The 21896-nt window shown below is 56.7% G+C and carries 28 protein-coding genes; 14 read left to right on the top strand and 14 right to left on the bottom strand.

The genetic code is table 11. The annotated features are described in order from the left end of the window. Together ACQY6F_RS14010 and greB are read left to right on the top strand one after the other, a co-directional pair. Window positions 1–1066, top strand: a 1066-nt coding sequence (locus ACQY6F_RS14010) for an ATP-dependent zinc protease family protein (protein WP_428775220.1), incomplete at its 5' end; no start/stop codon positions are given. Window positions 1067–1146: 80 nt separating this feature from the next. Then, window positions 1147–1638 (top strand): transcription elongation factor GreB, encoded by a 492-nt coding sequence (gene greB, locus ACQY6F_RS14005; protein ID WP_428775218.1) that lies wholly within the window; start codon window positions 1147–1149, stop codon window positions 1636–1638. Here greB and ACQY6F_RS14000 read toward each other — a convergent pair. From ACQY6F_RS14000 to flgA, 4 genes are all read right to left on the bottom strand, one after another. Continuing rightward, window positions 1633–2319 (bottom strand): lytic transglycosylase domain-containing protein, encoded by a 687-nt coding sequence (locus ACQY6F_RS14000; protein ID WP_428775216.1) that lies wholly within the window; start codon window positions 2317–2319, stop codon window positions 1633–1635. The two genes, greB and ACQY6F_RS14000, sit on opposite strands and share 6 nt — an antisense overlap. Next, window positions 2320–2766 (bottom strand): flagellar protein FlgN, encoded by a 447-nt coding sequence (locus ACQY6F_RS13995; protein WP_428775215.1) that lies wholly within the window; start codon window positions 2764–2766, stop codon window positions 2320–2322. A 35-nt stretch (window positions 2767–2801) separates the two neighbouring features. After that, window positions 2802–3086 (bottom strand): flagellar biosynthesis anti-sigma factor FlgM, encoded by a 285-nt coding sequence (gene flgM, locus ACQY6F_RS13990; RefSeq protein WP_428775213.1) that lies wholly within the window; start codon window positions 3084–3086, stop codon window positions 2802–2804. Window positions 3087–3274: 188 nt separating this feature from the next. Beyond that, the gene (gene flgA / locus ACQY6F_RS13985; RefSeq protein WP_428775212.1) at window positions 3275–4051 is read right to left on the bottom strand and encodes a flagellar basal body P-ring formation chaperone FlgA; all 777 of its coding nucleotides are present in this window, start codon (window positions 4049–4051) and stop codon (window positions 3275–3277) included. Window positions 4052–4129: 78 nt separating this feature from the next. Here flgA and flgB point away from each other — a divergent pair, with 78 nt between their 5' ends. Genes flgB through ACQY6F_RS13925 form a run of 12 tightly spaced genes read left to right on the top strand, consistent with a single transcriptional unit; the run spans window position 4130 to window position 14091 of the window. Then, window positions 4130–4492, top strand: a complete 363-nt coding sequence (gene flgB / locus ACQY6F_RS13980; RefSeq protein ID WP_428775211.1) for a flagellar basal body rod protein FlgB — start codon at window positions 4130–4132, stop codon at window positions 4490–4492. A 2-nt stretch (window positions 4493–4494) separates the two neighbouring features. Next, window positions 4495–4932 carry a flagellar basal body rod protein FlgC gene (gene flgC, locus ACQY6F_RS13975; protein WP_428775210.1) on the top strand — a complete coding sequence of 146 codons (438 nt, stop codon included), beginning with the start codon at window positions 4495–4497 and terminating at the stop codon, window positions 4930–4932. Next, window positions 4929–5615 (top strand): flagellar hook assembly protein FlgD, encoded by a 687-nt coding sequence (flgD, locus tag ACQY6F_RS13970; RefSeq protein ID WP_428775208.1) that lies wholly within the window; start codon window positions 4929–4931, stop codon window positions 5613–5615. The genes flgC and flgD overlap by 4 nt, the downstream gene beginning before the upstream one ends. A gap of 24 nt (window positions 5616–5639) precedes the next feature. Then, on the top strand, window positions 5640–6836 hold the full coding sequence (gene flgE, locus ACQY6F_RS13965) for a flagellar hook protein FlgE (RefSeq protein ID WP_428775207.1): 1197 nt from the start codon (window positions 5640–5642) through the stop codon (window positions 6834–6836). A 10-nt stretch (window positions 6837–6846) separates the two neighbouring features. Then, the gene (flgF, locus tag ACQY6F_RS13960; RefSeq protein ID WP_428775206.1) at window positions 6847–7575 is read left to right on the top strand and encodes a flagellar basal-body rod protein FlgF; all 729 of its coding nucleotides are present in this window, start codon (window positions 6847–6849) and stop codon (window positions 7573–7575) included. A 35-nt stretch (window positions 7576–7610) separates the two neighbouring features. Further along, on the top strand, window positions 7611–8396 hold the full coding sequence (flgG, locus tag ACQY6F_RS13955; RefSeq protein WP_428775205.1) for a flagellar basal-body rod protein FlgG: 786 nt from the start codon (window positions 7611–7613) through the stop codon (window positions 8394–8396). 15 nt (window positions 8397–8411) lie between these two features. Next, window positions 8412–9083 (top strand): flagellar basal body L-ring protein FlgH, encoded by a 672-nt coding sequence (gene flgH / locus ACQY6F_RS13950; protein ID WP_428775224.1) that lies wholly within the window; start codon window positions 8412–8414, stop codon window positions 9081–9083. Further along, a complete protein-coding gene (locus tag ACQY6F_RS13945) occupies window positions 9068–10204 on the top strand; it encodes a flagellar basal body P-ring protein FlgI (protein ID WP_428775203.1) in 1137 nt (378 codons plus the stop codon). The genes flgH and ACQY6F_RS13945 overlap by 16 nt, the downstream gene beginning before the upstream one ends. Before the next feature lie 9 nt (window positions 10205–10213). Further along, window positions 10214–10756: a rod-binding protein gene (locus ACQY6F_RS13940; RefSeq protein ID WP_428775202.1), complete on the top strand. Its 543-nt coding sequence runs from the start codon at window positions 10214–10216 to the stop codon at window positions 10754–10756. Further along, window positions 10753–12126 carry a flagellar hook-associated protein FlgK gene (gene flgK, locus ACQY6F_RS13935; RefSeq protein ID WP_428775200.1) on the top strand — a complete coding sequence of 458 codons (1374 nt, stop codon included), beginning with the start codon at window positions 10753–10755 and terminating at the stop codon, window positions 12124–12126. Before ACQY6F_RS13940 ends, flgK begins: the two co-directional genes overlap by 4 nt. Window positions 12127–12135: 9 nt before the next feature. After that, complete coding sequence (flgL, locus tag ACQY6F_RS13930; protein ID WP_428775198.1) at window positions 12136–13035, top strand: flagellar hook-associated protein FlgL; 900 nt, start codon at window positions 12136–12138, stop codon at window positions 13033–13035. A gap of 15 nt (window positions 13036–13050) precedes the next feature. Then, entirely contained in the window at window positions 13051–14091 is a 1041-nt protein-coding gene (locus ACQY6F_RS13925; protein ID WP_428775197.1) for a flagellin, read from the top strand. 431 nt (window positions 14092–14522) lie between these two features. Here the strand turns inward: ACQY6F_RS13925 and ACQY6F_RS13920 are convergent, their stop codons facing one another. The 10 genes from ACQY6F_RS13920 to ACQY6F_RS13875 all read right to left on the bottom strand — a co-directional run. Then, complete coding sequence (locus ACQY6F_RS13920; RefSeq protein WP_428775222.1) at window positions 14523–14816, bottom strand: hypothetical protein; 294 nt, start codon at window positions 14814–14816, stop codon at window positions 14523–14525. Window positions 14817–14971: 155 nt separating this feature from the next. Next, window positions 14972–15964: a flagellar motor protein MotB gene (locus ACQY6F_RS13915; RefSeq protein WP_428775196.1), complete on the bottom strand. Its 993-nt coding sequence runs from the start codon at window positions 15962–15964 to the stop codon at window positions 14972–14974. Then, a complete protein-coding gene (gene motA / locus ACQY6F_RS13910) occupies window positions 15964–16821 on the bottom strand; it encodes a flagellar motor stator protein MotA (RefSeq protein WP_428775195.1) in 858 nt (285 codons plus the stop codon). Before motA ends, ACQY6F_RS13915 begins: the two co-directional genes overlap by 1 nt. Window positions 16822–16833: 12 nt before the next feature. Continuing rightward, on the bottom strand, window positions 16834–17559 hold the full coding sequence (locus ACQY6F_RS13905; protein WP_428775193.1) for a FliA/WhiG family RNA polymerase sigma factor: 726 nt from the start codon (window positions 17557–17559) through the stop codon (window positions 16834–16836). A 12-nt stretch (window positions 17560–17571) separates the two neighbouring features. After that, window positions 17572–18063 (bottom strand): flagellar basal body-associated FliL family protein, encoded by a 492-nt coding sequence (locus ACQY6F_RS13900; protein ID WP_428775192.1) that lies wholly within the window; start codon window positions 18061–18063, stop codon window positions 17572–17574. Window positions 18064–18085: 22 nt separating this feature from the next. Continuing rightward, window positions 18086–19126 carry a flagellar hook-length control protein FliK gene (locus ACQY6F_RS13895; RefSeq protein WP_428775191.1) on the bottom strand — a complete coding sequence of 347 codons (1041 nt, stop codon included), beginning with the start codon at window positions 19124–19126 and terminating at the stop codon, window positions 18086–18088. A 4-nt stretch (window positions 19127–19130) separates the two neighbouring features. Next, entirely contained in the window at window positions 19131–19463 is a 333-nt protein-coding gene (locus tag ACQY6F_RS13890; RefSeq protein WP_428775190.1) for a LafD, read from the bottom strand. Beyond that, entirely contained in the window at window positions 19447–19833 is a 387-nt protein-coding gene (gene fliS, locus ACQY6F_RS13885; RefSeq protein WP_428775189.1) for a flagellar export chaperone FliS, read from the bottom strand. The genes ACQY6F_RS13890 and fliS overlap by 17 nt, the downstream gene beginning before the upstream one ends. An 18-nt stretch (window positions 19834–19851) precedes the next feature. Next, complete coding sequence (gene fliD / locus ACQY6F_RS13880; protein ID WP_428775188.1) at window positions 19852–21198, bottom strand: flagellar filament capping protein FliD; 1347 nt, start codon at window positions 21196–21198, stop codon at window positions 19852–19854. Window positions 21199–21586: 388 nt separating this feature from the next. Continuing rightward, the coding region (locus ACQY6F_RS13875) for a flagellin (RefSeq protein WP_428775187.1) at window positions 21587–21896 on the bottom strand (310 nt) is incomplete at its 5' end.

The raw sequence follows: 21896 nt of genomic DNA, 5'->3' as shown, positions 1-21896 counted from the left end.
AGGCTTTGACGGCAAATCCAATACGCTGACTCTGCCGGTAGTGAAGAGCCTTAAAGTCAGCGGCAAACCACGTCCTATGGTCTACCTGCCGGTCCAGCTCAGCCCGGAGATTACCCAAAACTGGTTGGTGTACCTGACTGATCGCAGCCGCCGCAGCACCCAGCTTAGAGTGGGGACGGACACGGTGACGCAACACTTAGTGATCGATACCGATGCGGAAAACCTGTTTCCCAGCCAGCGGACTTACAGCGTGGCGCTGAAAAACAACCCGCTGGTGGTGTCGGGAGAGGAATCGGTCAATCTGGACGGAATTGAGCTGCGCGCGGAAGCCTCGTTTTCGGTCAAAACACCGATGCTGAAAGTGGAATCGTTTGAACTGCAGGAAGGCAAACCGGATAAAGTGGTCTATTACCTGACCAACGCTGAGGGAAAAACGGAGCGGCTGGTCAAGCCGGTGGTGAAAAAACTGCGCGTCGGCGATTCCGTCCGCCCGGTGGTGGAAGGGGTGTTCGACTTTGGCGATGCCATAGAGCAGCATCCATTTGCGCTGGAAGTATTGGATGACAATGAGCCGCAGCCCTATTTTGTTATTGGCCGCAAAACCGTGCCGGGTGGGGTGATACTCAACCTGCGCACCAGCAATCTGCTGGAGCGGTTGCCTCTGTTTACCGCCGGGCACATCGAAAAAGCCCAGGTGGCCGGGATGACCTTCCCGGTGAAACTGGATACCGGTGCCGACGTCAGTTCGCTCAATGCGCTCGATATCAAACGGTTTGAACAGGATGGCAAGCCGATGGTGACTTTTACCTACAAGAACCGCACCGGAGATGAGCGCCGCTTTACCCGTGAGGTGGTGGACGAAATGCGCGTGCGCGCCCGCGAAGGCGAAAAAGCGACCGCACGACCTGTGGTACAGATGCAGGTTAAACTGGGTGAATTGGAGCGCACCATCCGGGTCAACCTGCTCGACCGTTCCCGTTTCGAGTACAGCATGATTCTGGGTAAGAACTTCCTGCGTCATGGGGTGCTGGTCAGCAGTGACCAGGACTACCTGCTGAGTGACTGATGGTGCGCATAGCGGCTGTTCATAGCGATAAAAACGCGATACTGTGCGGGCAGAAATACGGTTAGTGAGTTGAGATAACGGTGAAAACCAAACTGATCACCCGAGAGGGATACAATAAACTGAAGCAGGAGCATGACTACCTGTGGCATGAGAAGCGGCCGGAAGTGACCAAAATTGTCACCTGGGCCGCCAGTCTGGGCGATCGGTCTGAGAACGCCGACTACACCTTTAACAAACGTCTGCTGCGTCAGATAGACCGACGGGTGCGCTTTCTGCGTAAAATTTTACCTGAGCTGACCATCGTCGATTACTCGCCCCAGCAGGATGGCCGGGTGTTCTTTGGTGCCTGGGTGGAAATTGAAAATGACCAGGGCGAGGTGAAGTCGTTTCGCATCGTCGGCCCGGAAGAGATCTACGGCGATGTGAAAGACTATATTTCCATCGATTCGCCGATGGCGCGGGCGGTATTAAAAAAGCAGGTCGACGATGAATTTACTGTGCGCACGCCAGAAGGTGACAAAGAGTGGTGGGTGACCGCGATCCGCTATTCGAAAACCGATTCCGACTTATAACTTCACCAGTGGCGGCAGCGGGCGTAAGTCAACCAGCACATCCTCGCCGCGACCAAACAACCACATTCTCGGCTGGCGTTGGCCCAGCCGCTTCACATCGATCAGATCCAACAGCGCATAATAACGACTGACATACTGATGGGTTTCCGCTGGCAGTGACAGCTGGCTGAACGTCGCCTGGCTATTTTTTTTCAGCGCCCGGCTGACCCGGCCTTCTCCGGCATTATAGGCCGCCAGGGTCAGGCTGATATCGCGGTCAAATTTGCGATAGAGAAAAGTCAGGTATTGCACCGCGGCGCGGGTACTGGCCTCGATATCAAATCTTTGGTCAAGCTGTTGGTCGACTTGCAGGCCATAACGGCGGGCGGTGTCGGGCATCAGTTGCCACAACCCGGCCGCTTTGGCGTGGGAAACCGCCTGCGGGTCATAAGAAGACTCCAGCATCGGCAGCAGGATCAGGTTGTCCGGCAGCGCGGACTGGCGCAACTGGCGCTGGATTTCAATAATCAGTTTTTGTTGCTGTTGCAGGCGGCGCAGGATCTGGCCCTGATAAGGAGATAATAACGCCAGCTGACGGGCGATATATTGCGGGTCGGGCCTGGCGGCGGCGGGCAGTGTTATCGCGATCAATAGCCCGGCGGTTAAGATCGCTGTCCATCGCCTGAAGCGCCGCAACCTCATCTAGCCCACTTGCGGTTGGCTGTCCGGGTAAGTATCGACATCACGCTGAGTCAGATTGACCAGCATTTCGTGAAAATTGGCCGAACTGTGGCCATTTTGCTGGTTGAGCTGCTGGCAACGGCTGACCAGGCGCTGCAATTCGCGCCACTGATTGGCCACTTGGTTTTTCAGCGGTGTCGGTAGCGCATTCAGTAATCGCTGCACCCCTTTTTCATCGGCTGCCAGACCGATCTGGCGCAGACTGCTACTGCGCTGGCTGGCGGTTTGCTGCATCTGTTGCAGCAGAGGCGTCTGGCGGCGCAGATTGTCGCTCAGTGCCCGGCCATCAAATTGCAGATACAACTTTTGCTGCTGCTCCAGCAGGGGCACCAGCCGGCGATAGTGTTGGATATCCTGGCCAATTGTGCGGATAAAGTTCTGAATCGACTGGGTTTTAGATATCGCCATGCTTCACTCCTGTGCTTGGGGCGACCAGCCGCCGATTAGGACTCATGACCGGTATGGAACTGCATTACCGCCTGTGAAAGGCTGTGGCTGTCGAGGCGAATTTCACCTTTGGCTAACGCGTTGCGTACCTGTTCCACCTTGGCCATATCCACATCGGCCATTTGTGCTAACTGAGCCTGGGCCCGGTCGATGGCACTGGTATTGGCATTGATTTGAGTCTCGCTGCTGCCCGCGACAGACGGCTGACTCTGAGTTTGGCTGCGAGTCTGTTTTAACTGGGTATGTGGGACATGACCGCCCGCGACTTTGTCAATTTTCATTGCAATGTGGTCCTTGAATCTTGGTGGTTACCAATATAGGGCGACGCTGTCGGAGACAGAATTAAATCAGGTGGCGAGATTTTTATCCTCACCCGAGAACTTTTGTACTCGAAATTGTCCGATCAGTTCGAGGGGCAATTGATAAATTTGATACCTTGAGCCCAAACTTGGCGCTTGGCACAGGCTGGCTAAAACTGGGTGTGAACCTGGTTCAGCCCCGTCACCACGGCCCGTATCACCTTGTGCGACGTTAAGTTTTGCACCTCGATCTGTTCGCCGCGCTGCCCCTGCTCCAGGGCCACGCCTTTGGTTGTGGCGGCAAATCCATCCTTGGCGGCGATGATCACCACCTGGTTGCCTTTTTCGATCAGTGCCGGTTTGCCCAGCCAGTCCGATTGCAGCATCTGCCCGGGGCGGATCCGCCGCTGCACTTCCATCCCGGCTACCTGATCCGGCCGGGCAAAAAAGGTTTCTGCCCGTTGCAGGGTGCGAGTTTCCGAGCGAATGTCGCCGGCATTCAGTCGCTCACCGCGGTTGAGACCCCGCGCTGCGACCAGTACCGGCAGTTTGATGGCGGCTTTGACACTGACATTCAGCCGCCAGTTCACTGTGTCTGATTCGCAGCTGACCAGCCGTTTCAGTTGACCGATCGGTAAGCGTTGACTATCTCGGCCGACGATGCCGAGCGGCTGCGGGCATGCAGGCAAGTGCTCGGCTGAAGCCGGGATCCAGCTGTCCAGTTGCAGCTGATAGTCAGGCCACTGCTGCGCCTCGGCAACGCGGGCAAGCTGGGCTTTAATCGCCTGCTCGGTGGCCTGGCGAATCACACTGCGCTGGTCGGCCCCGGCCGTCACCGGGAGGCTGACGCTGGCGATCAGTATACCGGCCAGCAGCGCCCACTTCCTCCTGGCCTGTGGTGTTTCCGTTAAGCGGAAGTTCCGTTTCCTACCTTTATTATAACTCATTGAAAATAATCATTTATTTTTATGGCACGCATCTTGTTTCTATCCTGTCTAGTTGAAATAACCGCATAGGATGGATGCATGGCGATCAGTTTTGAACAGGCACTGGGAGTTCACCCGGACGCGCTGAACTTTCGCGTTCAGCGTACCAAAGTGCTGGCGAGTAACCTAGCAAATGTTGATACCCCGGGGTATCTGGCCCGTGACCTGAGTTTTTCCACCGTGATGAGTCAGACCGGGGCCGGCAGTGTTCACCAGCCGGTCGCCAAGATGCAGATTGCCAGTCAGTACGCCATTCCTTATCAGAACAGCAATAACGGTAACACGGTCGAGCTGGGTGTGGAGCAAGCCAAGTTCAGCCAGAACAGCATGGATTTTCAGACCAGCCTGACGTTTCTCAATATGAAATTCAATGGTCTGTCCAAGGCGATAGAAGGACGTTAATTATGGCATTTAGCGATATTTATTCCATAGCCGGCTCGGCGATGACGGCGCAAACCGTGCGCCTGAATACCGTTGCCAGCAACCTGGCCAACGCAGACGCAGTATCTGCCAACCCGGACGATGCATACAAAGCACTCAAGCCGGTGTTTGCCACCGTTTACAGCAAAACCCAGCTGAGCGCTGGCGACAATGTCTACCCGAATGCGGAAGTGAGAATTGTCGACGTAGTACAGCACCAGGGGCAGGCCGACAAACGATTTGAGCCAAGTAACCCGCTGGCCAACAGCGAAGGTTATGTCTATTACCCGGACATTGATGTGGTAGCGGAAATGGCTGACATGATGTCGGCGACGCGCAGCTTCGAAACCAACGTTGAAGTGCTGGCCAATGTGAAAAGCATGCAGCAGGGGCTGCTGAAACTGGGAGAAGGCAGAGGATGAGCTTAGCACAGTACACCGCGATGAGCGCCGATGCACCAAGCGGCGCAGTCAACAGCAGTAGCGCGGGCACGCCGAATATTCAGGACAACATGAACAGTGCTTCTTCGCTGCAGAACGAGTTTATCTCGTTGATGGTGGCGCAGATCCAGAATCAGGACCCGCTCAATCCCCTCGATGGTACCGAATACGTCAGCCAGCTGGCGCAGTTTTCCCAGGTACAAAGCAGCGAGAATATGGCGTCGCTGATGCAAAACAGCATGGTGCTGCTGGACAACATGCAGGTGCTCAGCACCGCTGGCCTGGTCGGTCAGACCGTGTACGTGGCCGGTGACCAGTTTGAGCTGGGAGAAGACGGTGTTCAGGGCGGCAAAATCAATCTGGAACACGGCTCCAGCCAGGTGACGCTGGAAATTAAAGATGAGTTCGGCCAGGTGACCAGAGTGCCGCTCGGCGCGCATCCGGCAGGCGATGTGGATTTCAACATCAACGCGGAAGAGCTGGGCCTGAAGCCGGGTAAATATAGCCTGTCAGTGCAACTGCAGGAGGGCCAGTCCGCGCCGAATGTGTTGTTGGCCGGGCAAGTTGAGCAGGTGCGTATTCCGCCGACCGGCGGCGCGCCTATGGTACACATCGCCGGTGTCGGCAGTGTGCCTTTCTATCTTATCAGTCAGTTTGGCGCTTAAGCGTTCAGGACAACAGAGGATTTTATGAGCTTTAATATTGCACTCAGTGGCCTGGAAGCCACCAATCAGGATCTCAACACCATCAGTCACAACATCGCCAACGCCTCGACTTACGGCTTTAAAGGCGCGCGCACCGAATTTGCAGCGGTTTATAACGGTATGCAGCCGGGCGGGGTTGAAGTGGCCGCGATTTCACAGAACTTCGATAAAAACGGCTCCGTGACCGGTACCGGTCGGGCGATGGACCTGGCGATCAACGGCCGCGGCTTTTTTGTCACCAAAGACCACATGGGCCAGACGCTTTACACCCGCTCTGGCGTGTTTGGCACCGACAAGAACAACTTTGTCACCGGTAACACCGGTGCCCGCTTGCAGGGTTACAGCGCGGACAGCAACAACAACCTGCTGACCGGCGCGGTGGGCGATATCAAGATCTCGACCGCCCAGCTGCAGGCCCGAGCGACCGATTCGCTGGAATTTGTCGCCAACTTTGACGCCAGTGCGTCGGTGGTGGATCAGACCACTAACCCGTTTGACCCCAATGACCCGAACTCGTTTAACTCGTCTTACACCTCCAAGGTGTATGACTCACTGGGCAACTCGCACACCGTCACCCAGTACTTTACCAAAACCGCCGATAACACCTGGGAAGTGAACGTCCAGGTCGACGGTGGTGCGACTGCGGTGCAGACCCAGGCGGTCAGCTTTAATACCGACGGTACCCTGGCATCGCCAACCGGTACCTTTAACGTTGCTTTCCCAGCCGCCGGGGCGAACGGTGTCAGCATCGACATCAGCCTGGCCGGCAGTACTCAGTTTGGCGCCGCATTCGGCGTCAGCAGCAATAACCCGAATGGCTACACCTCAGGTGAGCTGGCGGGGATCCGGGTAGAAGACAACGGCATGGTTTACGCCACTTACACCAATGGTCAGGCGCAGTTGCAGGGCCAGGTGGTGCTGGCGGACTTTGCCAACCCACAAGGCCTGGCCAAAGTGTCCGGTACGGCATGGACACAAAGCTATGGCTCCGGTGCTCCGGCGATCGGCATTCCCGGCAGTGGCACACTGGGTGACTTAACGCCCGGCGCGCTGGAAGGTTCCAACGTCGACCTGACCAGCGAGCTGGTTAACCTGATGACCGCTCAGCGCAACTATCAGGCTAACGCCAAAACGATTTCCACGTCAGACAAACTGACCCAAGCGCTGTTTAACGCGGTGTAGTGAGGCTGCCATGGATAGCTTGCTATTTACCGCCACTTCCGGTGCCAGCCGGGTACTGAAAGCGCAGCACGTGCGTTCGAACAACCTGTCGAACGCCGATACCGCCGGTTTTCGGGCCGATATGGAACGGGTCAGCAGCGTGCCGTTGCAGGGCTCGGGCTTTGATGGCCGCACTATGGTGGTGACCAACTCGGCCGCCACCCGGTTTGATTCCGGCGATGTGGTCAAAACCGGTCGCACGCTGGACGTCGCCATCATGGGCGACGGCTATCTGGCGGTGCAGACCCCGGATGGCGGCGAAGCCTACACCCGTGCCGGTAACATCCGCGCCGATTCTTTCGGCGCCCTGACCATTAACGGTTTCGCCCTGCTGGGGGACAACGGTCCTATGGTGCTGCCGGAATACCAGAAAGTGGAGATCAGCGAACGCGGCCGGATTTCCGTGGTGCCACCCGGTGGTGGCGCGGAGCTGGAAGTGGGCCAGATCAAGCTGGTCAATCCGGATATGACCCAGGTGCAGAAACAGAGCGACGCCCTGCTGCACAGCATCGATGGTCAGCCGTTCGCCGCCGACCAGAGCGTGCAACTGGCGCCGGAACACATTGAAGGCAGTAACGTTTCCGCCATTGACGAACTGGTCAGCGTGATGTCACTGACGCGCAATTTCGAAATGCAGGTGCGGATGATGAAAACCGCCGAAACCCTGGCCCAAGCGGGCAACAAACTGATTAACGGCTGATAGCCTCAGGCTATCGGTCAGCTAAGGAGAGAGCAATGCATTCAGCACTATGGGTCAGTAAGACCGGTATGGCCGCCCAGGATACCAAGATGACCGCCATCTCGAACAACCTGGCCAACATCAACACCGTCGGCTTTAAGCGCGATCGGGTGGTCTTTGAAGATCTGTTCTACAGCATCCAGCGTCAGCCGGGCGCTCAGGTTGACCAGGTCAACCAACTGCCGACCGGTGTTCAGCTCGGTAGCGGTGTGCGGGTGGTCGGCACCCAGAAAGTGTTTACCCAGGGCAACGCGCAGAATACCGGTCAGCAGCTGGATCTGGCGGTGATGGGTCAGGGCTTCTTCCAGATTGAAAACTCCGACGGCCAGATCCTATACAGCCGCAACGGCCAGTTTCACGTTAACTCGGAAGGCCTGATGGTCAACAGCCAGGGCCTGCCACTGGAGCCGCAGGTGCAGATCCCGGACAACGCCCTGTCGGTGTCGATCGGTGTCGACGGCACGGTCACCGCAACCAGCGCCGATGACCGCGCGCCGCAGAATATCGGTCAGATCACCCTGGCCCGGTTTGTTAACCCGGCCGGCCTGGAAGCCATTGGCGGCAACCTGTTCCGTCAGACTGAAGCCAGTGGGCAGGCCGAAGAGATGATCGCCGGTGAACAGGGTGCCGGTACCATCAAGCAAGGTGCACTGGAAGGCTCTAACGTCCAGGTGGTGGAAGAGATGGTCGACATGATCACCACCCAGCGCGCTTACGAGATGAACGCCAAAGTGGTTTCGGCGGCGGATGACATGCTGAAATTTGTCGCTCAGGCAGTGTAACGGGGGAGGCGAATGATGAAATGGCTATCGACTGGATGCGCACTGTGCGTATTGCTGTTGGCGGGGTGTGCTGCCCGGCCGGAATTTGTCCCGCCTTCGCCGGACGAGGCCAAATATGCGCCGCCCAAACTGGATTACTCGCTGCCGGAGCCTAAATCGGGCAGCCTGTATCGCAACAGTTACGCCATGACTCTGTTCCAGGACCGTCGAGCCTACCGGGTCGGCGATATGCTGACGGTGTTCCTGTCTGAAGAGACTCAGTCGAGCAAAAAAGCCGATACCAGCTATGGCAAAGGCTCCAACATCGATTTTGCCGCGCCGAATATCGGCGGTCGTACCCTGGATGGGCTGGCGGTAGGCATCGATGCGAACCGCAGTTTTGATGGCACAGCATCCAGCTCGCAGGGCAACAAACTGAAAGGCGCCATTACCGTGACGGTACACGAAGTATTGCCTAACGGTGTGCTGCGCATCAGCGGTGAAAAATGGATTCGCCTTAATCAGGGCGATGAATTTATCCGTCTGACCGGCATCGTGCGGGTCGATGACATCAACCGCAACAACCAGGTGTCGTCCCAATACATAGGTGACGCCCGGATCACTTACGCCGGCCGTGGTGCCCTGGCCGACAGTAACGCCTCAGGCTGGCTGTCGCAATTCTTTACCAGTCCATGGATGCCGTTCTGATGAAAATGAACACTCAATATTTGACCAAGTTATTGCTGCTGTTGACCTGGCTGGTCGGCAGCGTCGCCCGTGCTGAAGTGGCCACACCGCTGATGGATCTGGTCGATGTGCAGGGCATTCGCACCAACCAGCTGGTGGGCTATGGTCTGGTGGTGGGCCTGGACGGTCAGGGTGACCGTAACCAGGTGAAATTCACCGCCCAGTCGGTCACCAACATGCTGCGTCAGTTCGGCGTGCAGATCGATGACTCGATGAACCCGAAACTGCGCAACGTCGCCTCGGTCAGTGTCACCGCCACGGTTGATCCTATGGCCGGACCGGGACAGACCCTCAACGTAGTCGTGTCATCCCTTGGGGACGCCAAAAGCCTGCGCGGCGGTACCCTGTTGCTGACCCCGCTGCGTGGTATCGACGGTGAAGTGTACGCCGTCGCCCAGGGCAGCGTGATTGTCGGCGGTGTGTCGGCCGAAGGCCGCAGCGGCTCGAAAGTGGCGGTTAATACCCCGACCGTCGGCCGGATTCCCAACGGTGCCACCCTGGAGCAGGAGATCGCCACCGATTTTAACCAGCGCGATGTGATCACGCTGAACCTGCGTACGCCGAGCTTTACCACCGCCAAACACATTGCCCGTGAGATCAACAACACCTTTGGTCCGCGCGTTGCGGTGGCCGTGAACAAAGCCCGGGTGGAGATGCAGGCGCCCCAGGATACCCAGCAGCGGGTGACCATGATGTCGATGCTGGAAGAGATGAGTGTGGTAGAAGGCCGCAAGCCGGCGCGTGTCGTGTTCAACTCGCGTACCGGTACGGTGGTGATCGGTCAGAACGTCAAAGTCGGTGAGGCCGCAGTCAGCCACGGCAACCTGACCGTCAGCATCACCGAAACGCCACAAGTGAGCCAGCCAAACGCGTTTGCCGACGGCGATACCACAGTGGTGGACCGCTCACGGATCGAAATAGAACAGGACCAGGCCCAGATGGTGATCTGGCCACCGGGCACCGAACTGAACACTATCGTCAATGCGGTCAACAGCCTGGGCGCGACACCAACGGACCTGATGTCAATATTGCAGGCTCTGCACGAAGCCGGCGCTCTCAGCGCCGAACTGGTCGTGCTGTAGGAGGGATTGATGAAGTTAGACTCAATTTCAGACAATGTGGCGCTCAATGGCGTGATGTATCACGACAACAGTGCGCTGCAAACCATTAAGCACAGCAGTGACCCGCAGCAGGCGCTGGAAACCGTTGCCGGCCAGTTTGAGGCGATGTTTCTGCAGATGGTCCTGCGCCAGATGCGCAGCAGCAGCGATGTGCTGGCCGATAAGGACAGCCCGTTCTCCAGTAAGAATCAGGGCGTGTTCCGCGATATGTTTGACGGTCAGCTGGCGATCGAAATGAGCGGCAAGCAGCAGGCGGGCATCGCTGAGATGCTGGTCAAACAGCTTGGCCCTGCCTCACCGGAAAGCAACGTTACCCCGCTGCGCCGAACCAACCATCAGCCGCGCCCGGAAGCGACATCACAACTTCAAGGCGTCGATACCGCTTTGCAGTCATCGCCGGTAAATCCCACCGGCCAGGTGGTCGCCTTAACTAACAATACCCTGCAACAGGTGGGCAACAGCAGTGCCTTCGCCCAACCGCTGATTAGAACAATGGAGCGCGAAACGCTATGAACATGGTTAATATTGCCCTGTCGGGCCTGAATGCCAACCGCGTTGCCTTGAATGTGACGGCGCAAAACGTCGCCAACGTGAACACCCCGGGCTACAGTCGCCAGCAGGCGCTGATGGCGTCGGTTTCCGGTGGTCAGTTTGATAAGCTGAGCGCCGGAATGGGGGTGGAAGTCACCAGCATTCGCCGCATTACCGACCAGTTCCTGGTCAAGCAGACCTGGTCGACCAACAGCAACGCCTCTTATGCCTCCCAGTACACCACGGCGATGAGCCAGCTGGAAAACGTATTGGGTGCTGATGGTTTCAATCTGTCGACCGGCCTGGACAGCCTGTTTGCCTCGCTACACGACGCGACTTCCAAGCCCGAATCCATGCCGCTGCGCCAGCAGGTGATCAACGAATCCCGCGCGCTGGCACGACGGTTTAACACCCTGACCAATTCGCTGCACAACCAGCATAAAGATATCCATGATCAGCGCGGGGCGGCGGTAACCCACGCCAACAGCCTGATGGCCAATATCGCCGATCTCAATAAACAGATCGTCGAGATGCAGGGTACCGGCGGCAATCCGGCCCAGTTGCTCGATACCCGCGATGCCCTGGTCGGTGAACTGGCCAAAGTGATCGAGATTAAAACCACTGACCAGCCAGATGGCGGCCTGCAGGTCACCCTGACCTCCGGCCAGCCGCTGGTGATGGGTAAAGACTACGGTGAGCTGAAAGCGATTCCCGATCCGAATGACCCGTATATGGCTGACCTGCATGTGCAGTTTGGCAACCAGAGCTTTGCTATTAACGGTAGCGTCGGTGCCCAACTGGGTTCACTGAACGACTACCAGTTGGAAGTGCTGAAACCCTATCAGAACGCCATCGATGACATGGCACGTTCTCTGGCGGACGAATTTAACGCCGTGTTGGCGGCGGGCCAGGACCTGAACGGCAATCCGGGTGCGCCGCTGTTCAGCTATGACCCGGCTAACCCGGCGGCCAGCCTGGATGTCATCTCGCTGCCGCCAGACCAACTGGCGTTTTCCAGCGATGGGACTCCGGGCAACAGTGACAACCTGCGTGATCTGATCGACCTGAGTAACAAACCGATGGCGATCAGTGGATTCGGCAATGTGTCGCTCAACGATGCCTTTACCGCCATGGTCGGCGACACCGCGATCAAAGCCCGCCAGGCGGAATCCGATTATCAGGCCAACCTGGCGATGAACGAACAGGCCGTTGCGGCGCGCGACAATGTCAGCGCGGTCAACAGCGATGAAGAAGCGGCCAACCTGATGACGTTCGCCAATGCCCACAACGCCAACATGAAAGTGATCAGTACCGCCAATCAGCTGTTTGATTCGGTTTTGCAGTTATTTTAAGGAGTCAGGATGAGAATCAGTGATACCCAGTTCAGCCAGTTGATGCTGCAAAGTCTGCAGTCTAACAATGCCGGCTTAGGCAAAGTGCTGCAGCAGATGGCAACCGGCGACCGGCTGACTAAGCTGTCTGATGACCCGATGGCCTCGATCAAGCTGCTCAACCTGGAGCGGGAAGGCAGCGCCATCGACCAGTATCAGCGTAATATCGCCAACGTTAAAACCACTCTGTCGAGCCAGGAAGTGTATCTCAGCGGGGCCAATGAAAGCCTGAAAAGCATGCGCGACCTGGTGCTGTGGGGCGCCAACGGCACTCTGACCGACGAAGACCGGGCCGGTTTGATTACTGAACTGGAAAGCCTGCGTGATTCGATGGTCTCCTCGTTTAACGCCCAGGATGAAGAGGGCCACTACCTGTTTTCCGGTACCCAGACCGACGTACCTTCAGTGTCGAACCCGGGCGGTGGTTACCAGCTTGACGGCAACAGCGACAAACGAGTGGTCACCGTGGCCAAAGGGGTCACGATGGAAGCCAATATGACCGCCCAGGAGATGCTCGATCTCGGTGGTGGGAATAATGTGCTCAATCAGATCGATACCCTGATAGCGGAATTTAGCAATCCCACCGCCAATTTCAGGGCGGAAGTAGACAACTCCCTGGCCGCGATCGATGCCACCTCAGCCAATGTGTTGGGCGCGATGACCGAACTGGGTGGCCGGCACAATAACCTGGATCTGATGGACGGCGCTCATGGTGAAAACCAGCTGTTTGTCGATAAGGTTGACAGCGATTTGTCGCAACTGGACTACGGCGAAGCATCAGTGCGGCTCAGTAACTATATGGCGGCGCTGCAGGCAACTCAGGCCAGCTATATGAAAATTCAAGATTTGTCTCTTTTTGATCGTCTGTAAGGATAGGTAAGCATCATGGCTATGAGCACGGTTGAGGTCAGGCCGCACGGAGTGCGACTGACCGGCCACGAACGCGCCGCCATCATTCCGTCGCACTCAACCCAAAGCGGCGGCACCAGCCAAACGCCGAGATTGACCAGCCACGCTGAACCGACCTCGGCGTATTCCGTCTCCAATATTCTGCTCAGCCAGGGCCAGCAGCACGCCACTTCGGTGCAGATTGCCTCCCGGGCGCTGCAGCAGGTAGGCCAGCAACTGACCACCATCAAACGTGGTCTGAGTCAGGCGCTAAACCAGCCAGGTCAGCCGAAAGCCAGTCTGCAGCAGGAGCTGACTCAGGGCAAAGCCAGAGTGGAAACCATTCTGCAGCAGGCGCGCTATGACGGTCAGCGGCTGATCGATAACGAACTTAAACTCAATCTCAGTCAGCAGGATACCCGCCGCTTTGCTATCCCGGGACTGAATATCCACCGTCTTAGTGACCGCGCCGAGCAGGTTCGGCTCGATTTTCCCCAGGGTGGCTCGGTGATGTTGCAGTTTGACGGCCAGGCCGATGGCCAGAAAACGGTGAAAATGCTCGACCGCAACCTGATAGCGCTCGGCATGCGTGCCAGCCTGGCCGACGACGGGACAATCCTGTTTCAAGTGGCTGAAGACAGCTACCGGCAAATGCAGCAGCAGGTACGGGTGACCGGCCAGGGTCATCGTTTCCCGGCCGGGCAGGCCAATGTGGTGTCGATTGAATCCCGGCCAGACGGTATTGCCGAGTTGAATTTCGACCTCAGCTCCCGTAACGGCATCAAGCAGTCGATCGCCAAAGTGAACCAGCACCTGCATCAGACTCAACAGAGCCTGCAGGATGCCCGCCTGCTACACGGAGAACTGACCAGCCAGGTCAACCGTTACTCTGTGCCAAGCCAGAGTTTGTCGGCGACAGAGCTGGACACTCGTCTGGCCCAGGTCAATCGGCCGCAGCCTGGTTTTAGCCACTCTCTGCAGGCTATTTCCGCTCAGGCCAACGTGCGTCGCCATACGGTGGTGGCGCTGTTGAAATAAGCGGCGTTGTGCAGCAAGCCACTTGATGGCACAACTTGCCAGGTAACCAATCCGGCAAACATCATTCCGCAGCGTGGCCCAGGACAATCGCCACGCGGCTGAATAACAAGAAACTCCTTTGTATTTTTTTACCTTTTCCCGCCCTGGTGGCGGGATTTTTTTGCATTGTTGTCGGCTTACCCAGCTGGCTCAATCTGCCACATCGTTATTCCAATGGCCTCAATAAGCTGGCCAGCTGAGTATGTCTGGCTGGCTGATGCCGCGATATCGGCATGTGTTGTGTCAGCGCTGCCAATGGCACCTCCGGCGTGTTTACTGTGCCGGCAGGTAAGGGCTAATGGCGCGTTGGTTGCGCCTCTTGGCGCAATGGCTTAACTCAGGGGGCTGTGAAGTGACGAGGAACGGCAAGTCGCCGGCTACGCGCTTAGTGCTCAGACCAGGAAAAAGAAATAGAGGAAGCAGACAAACGCCAGCAGCGTGGCAGACAGGGTAGGGTAGATGATGTACGAATCCTGATGGCCGGTACGCTGAAAACAGAGAAAAGTCAGCAGCACGTTGTAGACCACCAGCAACATGCTGATAGCGGTGCCGCCGGTCAGTGACAGGCTGGTCAGCTGGCTGAGAAAGAACGTCAGTAAGGCGTAATCGACGATGATCAACCACAGAAAGGCCTTGCGCAGACCATCGGTTTTTTCCCGGACAATGTGCTGTGAAGGATCGTGCATGGCTAAACCACTTACTAGTAAATGACGCATAAATTTGCCTTACTGCTCGGCTGTGTTTGGCGCTGGCCTCAGCCGCTTGGCGTGTAACAATCAGTTCACCCTAAAGGCGTGCGGCTTTCTCGTTCCAGCACGCCAGACTAACAACGGGGTGCCGGTTATAAATCCTGGGTTGGCGTTTCGGCTGGCTCAGCAGGCATGGCGTAGCCGATGGTCTCCTGACGCAGTACCGGCTGGTTGAAGCGGGCTTTACTGCGCGCTTTTTCCAGTTCGCTGTCGGGTTGGTTGCCGAACAGGGTGTTCAGAACCAGGGCTGCCGGGGTGGTCAGCACAAACAGTTCGATGCGGCGGTTTTCGCTCGAACTCGGCTGGTCAGGGTTGAGCAGTGCCCGGTCTGACATACCGGTGACTTGCATTACCCGTTGGCCAGGCATGCCTCCGGCCACCAGAGTCTGACGGGCAGCGTTGGCCCGAGAGGTGGACAGTTCCCAGTTAGTGGTACGGCCAAAGGTGGTTTTGAACGGAGTCGAGTCGGTATGGCCACTGATGATCATCGGATTATGTACCCGCTCAAATACCGGCGCCAGTGCCAGCAGCAGATCCTGGAAGAAGGGCATTAGTTCGGCTCCACCGCGACGGAACATCGACTGTTTGTAGTCGTCCTGCAGCACAATACGCAGGCCTTGCGGGGTAATGGTGATGTCCACGTTACCTTCCGCGCTGATCTGACGCACCATCTCATCGATGACTTTAGCCAGTACCATCAGCTGTTCCTGAGTATCAAAGTTGCCCGGGATCAGGGCATCCAGCTCCGGACCGTTGCCGTTGCCTTTGTAAAATGAGGTGACGGTATGATTGGCATCGTGGGTGCTTGGCACCGACGATGCAGACGCGAGATCGATAGGCGAGATACTTTGTGAGGTATCGAAAGGGTTACCAGCATTGCGGCCAAATATACTGGCGCTATTGAGGTGGGCGACGATCGCCTGCCTTTCCTCTTGATTGACGACTTGCATCACCCATAGCACCAGGAACAGGGCCATAAGAGCAATCATAAAGTCAGCCATGGCCACTTTCCAGGCACCGCCATGATGGACCTCATCATGGTTCTTGGCTGAGCGTTTAAATACTACCTGCTCTTGTTTTTGCATTATCCCTCCTGTTCAGCTAACCACTTCTCCATTTGGTTAAAGGTTGGCTTGATATCTAGCTGAATGTGTTTACGCCCGGCATCGATGGCCAGCAGGGTCGGTTTCTTGGCAACATACGCCACCAGGGTGGCACGGACGCATTCGAAAGCCGACATGTCGCGTTTAACGCGCTGAGCCATGGCGTTACTGGCTGGGTCGAGACAGCAGTAACAGCCGAAAATACCGATAAATGTGCCGACCAGAGCGGCAGCTACGTGATAACCGATCAAAGCGATCGAACCATCGATGGCCTGCATGGTGATGATGATGCCACCTACCGCGGCGAGGATACCGAATCCCGGCAGTGCTTCTGCGGTACGCTGCATAGAGCGTGATGGCAGTAGCAGGTCGGTTTGAATGGCTTCGATTTCCTGTTCCAGCAGTCCTTCAAGTTCATGAGGCGACATTTGTCCCATTGCCATTAAACGAAAATTATCAGTAATGAAAGAAATGAGGCGATAGTCGCTATTCACCAGCGGATAGCGGTTAAAAAGTGGGCTCTGATCCGGGTTCTCAATGTGCTTGTCGAGCGATTTGAAGCCGCCACTGCGCACGGTTTCCAGCAATACCTGCAACAGTGCCATCAGCTCCATATAGAATTCCGGCTCATTACGGCGGGGTGAAATGATCGCGCCAACCTGACGGCGCATCTCTTTCAGCACCTGGGGTGGGTTACCTATGATCAGCGAGCCGAGGGTAGCCCCGCCAATAATCATAAACTCGGCCGGTTGCCAGATAGCGACCAGGCTGCCTCCGGCCCATACGTAGCCGCCGAATACGCACATCAGGATGATGATGGCACCAAGAAACTTTTGCATCTGAGACTCCTATCAGGACAAAATTTGATTGAGTTGCTGCAGAGCTTGCTTGTGCAACTGACAAATACGCGGGGGCGTTAAGTCAAGTACCAGGGCAATTTCGTGCAGGTTGAGTTCGTGTTGATAAAACAGGGTCAGCAGTAGCTGCTCCCGTTTGGGTAATTGTTGAATGGCGGTTTCGATACTGCGCCGGATATGTTCATGGCCGATGGCGTCCTGTTGGTCGCCGAGATGGCCGACAGCTCCGGCTTCAATGAGCTGATCCAGGCTCTGCATTTCGCCGCTGATTGAGGCATTCAGCCGGGCCTGATAGTCCTGTTCGTCGGTACCGAGCGCTTTAATGATTTCTGCGTCGCTGGGTGGCCGCCCCAGGGCTCGGGTCAGGTCGCGGGTCACATCGTTCAGCTCATGAGCCTGTTGACGGGTCTTGCGTGATCGCCAGTCCAGACGGCGCAACTCATCCAGAATTGCTCCTCGTATCCGGCACACGGCAAAGGCGGGGAACTGGGCGTCATCGATATCACCATAACGCCGCCCCGCTTCCAGCAGGCCAATCAGGCCAATCTGCTGCATGTCTTCGATGCTGCAGTGGGTGGTGGCGTGCACCCGCAACTGGTTGACAATGCGTTTCACCAGATGCTGATGCTGTTGCAGCAGACGGTTTTCATCGATGGCCGGTCCGGGCGCGCTGATACTCGGCTGCTCGCCATAACTCTGATTGGCATTGATATCCAGCATAGGCCGCTCTCTCTATTGCACTACGTATTTGGTCAGCAATACGTCATCGATATCACGTACCAGATCGGTTTTGGCAAATGCCTGCAAGATGGTCTGTTTTACTTCATTTTGCAGCGACTCAACTGCGCCTTCGCCCTGTAACTGCTCGTAATGCTTGTTGCTGAACAGTTTGACCAGCGAATTACGTACCACCGGCATATAGTCATCAATGTCCTTGATGCCTTCCGGATTGCGGGTTTCCACCGCCAGCTCCAGCATGACAAAGTGAGTCATCTTTTTGCCCTTGACGCTCAGCACCAGTTTTTCCAGTGAATGAAAACTGGGTCTGTTACTGGCTTCCGGCTGGCTGAGAAATGAGAGCGCCGAGCCGCTGAACAGGCCTTTGCCATCATCCTGCTGGCTCTGCTGGAGATACCAGACCCCACCGACCACGGTTAATGCCGATACCAGAGCACTGGTCACAATAGCCAGCATCAGCATGGCGATAAAAGGTTGTTTGTTCATAACCGATTTCCTTGTTGAGTCACTAGGCCTGAGTGCTTAGCCAGTGTTCTGAATTGAAACTACGTTGTTCTGAGTCTGCCGATTCGCGTGCGGCCGCAATCACGCCATCGCTGGCCTGGCCGGAATAACCATCGCGCTGATTGTGCTGGTCGCCGCTGCTGATATTGACTTCGACGTGGACAAAATTCTGCTGTTGCAGTTCGGCGCGCAACCGCTCCGAGACCTGGATCAGGGCTTCACGGGTGGCGGCCACCTGGCTGTTGATCTGGACGCTGAGCTTGTCACCTTCCACGCGCACCATCAGATCCAGCTTACCCAGCTCCGGCGGGTCGAGCCGGATGCTGGCCTGCTGCCATTTTTGCTGCGCCTGCAGAGTCACCCGGTCGTGCAGCACCTGCAGCATCTGTTCGCCCCACTGGCCGGGATTCCCATCCAGTTTCAGGCTGGCCCATTGAGGAGCGGGCTGTCCGGCCACTGCCGGTTGTGATTGCAGAGTCGTTGTCCTGGCATCGGCACTGGCGGCAGACGCCAGTGGGTTGTCTATGTTGACTGCCGGGCTGGTTTGCCCGCCCTGGGCGCTAAATAACTCCTTCACCGCCGCCAGGCTCAATGCACCGCTGGCCGGTACCGATTCCGTTGCCGCTTTGTTGCTACTGGCTGGGGTTAATCCGACGTTTGGCTCGCCTGCTGCTTGTGGCTGGCCTGCCAGGCGGTTAGCCTCCGTCTGAAATTTGGCTGCGACCGCGCTGAGACTGGCTGTTGCGTCGGTCAGCGGCGCCGGGTTAAAACCGGCTTGCTGTCCGGCCGGCAAGGCTTCACTTAGTTGACTCAGCGGCGCAAAAGGGTTCAGCAAAGGGTCATCACTGGAGGTTTGCTGTTCGCCAATCGCCGTGACATCGCCGCTGCCAGCAGGCTGGCCCGGTTTGGAATCCGGTTGGCGTAGCTGAAAACCGCCCAGAGGATTGGCGCTGTCCGAGGTACTGGCCTGGTTGACCTGAAACGGTTTGGCGGCATTGCCGGCCGGTTTTGTCGCAGAGGATAGGGATATCGCCGATGCATTCATTGCATTAGTACTCCATCGTCATCGCCAGTTGATACGCCAGGTTGCGTTCCTGTTGCTCACTGGCGCTGTTCATTTTTTGCCGTAACAGTTCGGTGGCACTGGCCAGTGCCGACTGGGCTGCCTGGTGAGTTTGCTTCAGGGTCAACAGATCGCGCACTACGTCCGGGTGGCGCAGCAGGGCACGCTGCGCTTGCAGCAGGCGGCGGATCTCCAGGTCACAGCGTTTCAGCTGTGGCCAGTCCTGCTGGTCGACGGTGTCACGCAGCTGCGCGTCCAGCCGGCGCAGCTCTGTGGCCAATGCCGCGGGTGAAACCACTCTGTTAGGCTTGCTGACCAAAGTGCAACCACCCTTCGCGAATGTTACTCATCACCTGCTCGACGTTGTCGAGCCGTTCGGTCTGGTTCTGTACGCTGGCCTGATACAGCTCCAGCTGGCAGTAGTCATATAACTGGTGCAGGTTGTCGGCGATCTCGCCGCCGTTATCGAGATCCAGCGCACTGTCGAGGCCGACCAGGATATTCATGCACTTGTTGATGCCGAGCCCCTTGTGCTCCAGTCGTTTGGCCTCGATATGACCGCGAATGCGGGTCAGCTCATCCAGCAGGCCATCGATCAGCATCACCACCAGTTGGTGGGGATTGGCGGCCGCGGCCTGGGCGTCTAAGTCCACCTGTTGATAAGAGTCATATCCCGAGTCCATTAACATATCTTTCTCCTTGGACGGTTAGCCAAACATGGTCATGGTCTGGTTCATCTGTGACATGATGGCGTTCATTTGGGTAAATTGTTTGATGTAGCGGTTGTATGCCATGTCGTACTTGCGCTCTAACGTGGCCTGCTTGTCGTCGATACGGGAAAGATTCTGCTGCAGGGCGTCTTTGCGTGACGAGAAGGTACCCGATGAGAATTTCAAAAACGGTTCGGCCATGGCATCGAGTGAATCGAGCAGATTGCCGTCGCCGTTAAACAGCGCTTCCAGTCCGGCGGCATTGTTTTGCTGCGCCTCGGAGAATTTGCCTTCATCCAGGCTCAGTTTGCCGTCGCGGTTTAAAGTGATACCAACCTCGGCCAGGCGCAGACCGCCAAAGTCTTTGCGGATTAGATTAGACAGCTGGCTTTCGATCGAGCGTATGGTCGGGTCACTGGCGAGCGGGCCGCGTTTCTGACCGTCTTCTCCCGGTTTACCGACCGAGGTGTACTGGTCGATGGTGGTGACCAGCGTGTTGTAAGCCTCGATAAACTGGTTCAGTTGTTCTTTGGTTGCTTCGCTGTCGGCACCGATGCTGAGGCCAATCGGCTGTTCACCGGACACCTGGGCTTTGCTGACCGTGATATCAACGCCGTCGATAACGTCGCTGAAGGTGTTGCTGGCGTTAGTCAGCTGCAGGCCGCTGCCTTCGGCGCCGAGCCAGATCACCGCGTCCTGGGCCGCGCTGATTTCACTGGTGTTATTGAACGCATCTTCAAACCAGGCCTGGCCGGTACCACTGGCGCTGACCTGAATCTGGTTTGCCAGCCCGGTTTCACTGCTGGCCAGCATCAGGTGAGTCTGGCCGTTGGAGCGCACCAGAGTGGCATTCACTCCGGGATTATCCGGATTGCTGTTGATGGCGTTGACCAGTTCCTGCATGGTGGCACTGCCATCGCCGTCTGCGTCTACCGTGGAGAGATCCAGGTTAAGGGCCTGGCCATTGATGGTGAAATCCAGGCTGCCGGTGGCCGGAATCACCGTATCGGCGGTCATATCGACCGGCATACTGGTCGATAGCTGGTGCGCACTGGCCACCTGCTCGACAAAAATCTGATAGCTGCCGCTAAGCGCGTTGGCACCGGCGCTGGCAGTGAAATAGCCGTCCTGGCTCAGCGTCGCGCCGTTTTGGATGATGCCACTGGACGAGCCGTTAAGGCTTTCAATCGCGGTGCGAAAGTCGCGCATCGCCGATTCAATTTTATTCAGTGCCGTTAGTTGGGCGTTGTATTTATCCGCCTGCATCTGGTAGCGGCTTTGAAACGACTGAATTTCAAACTGGGCCAGCTGAGATGCCATGCTGATCGGATCGAGTGAGCTCATTGGTTTACTCCTGGTAAATCGTGGTCAATGGCCAGCGCTTTGAACAGAACACATTGAACAGTGCCATCACAATCGCAATATGCGTGCCATTTAAAAATTCTTTTAAAAACAATTAAATAAATAAATCCGGTTACCTCGGCGGAAGTCTGGCTTCCGCTAGGGCGATTCCGCTCTTTCCTCGCCTGGTTACGAGGCTTCTCATTTAACAGGCGACCGCGCCGGGAAGAAGATTTAGCGCCGCGCGCTTGCGGCCGAGGAAGTGAGATCTGGCTTCCGCAATTCACCGGCCAGCCAATCTGAGTCTGGCGACAAAAAAACGCAGCGCTTCAATACCAGAGCATAAAAAAGCCTCCCATTGGGAGGCTTAAGCAATGCTTGCCAAAAGTGATTAACGCAGCAGAGAGATTGCCATGCCAGGCAGCTGGTTAGTCTGTTGCAGAACAGAAGTACCGGCTTGCATCAGCATCTGGTTCTTAGTCATGTTGGCAGATTCAACCGCGAAGTCAGTATCCGTCATACGGCCTTTCGCAGCAGAGGTGTTCTCAACCATGTTACCCAGGTTGGTAATCGTGTGGTCAAGACGGTTAATAGTGGCACCCAGTCCGGCACGTGCTGCACCGATATCATTGATAGCCAGTTGCAGTGCGTCCATTGCAGCAGAAGGAGTACCGGCTGAGCCGATATCCAGAGCCTGAACT

The sequence above is a fragment of the Vibrio sp. genome (assembly GCF_050299255.1).
Taxonomy (GTDB): Bacteria; Pseudomonadota; Gammaproteobacteria; order Enterobacterales; family Vibrionaceae; genus Vibrio.
The sequence above is the reverse complement of the archived record's forward strand: the minus strand, read 5'-3'. Positions and strand labels throughout refer to the sequence as shown.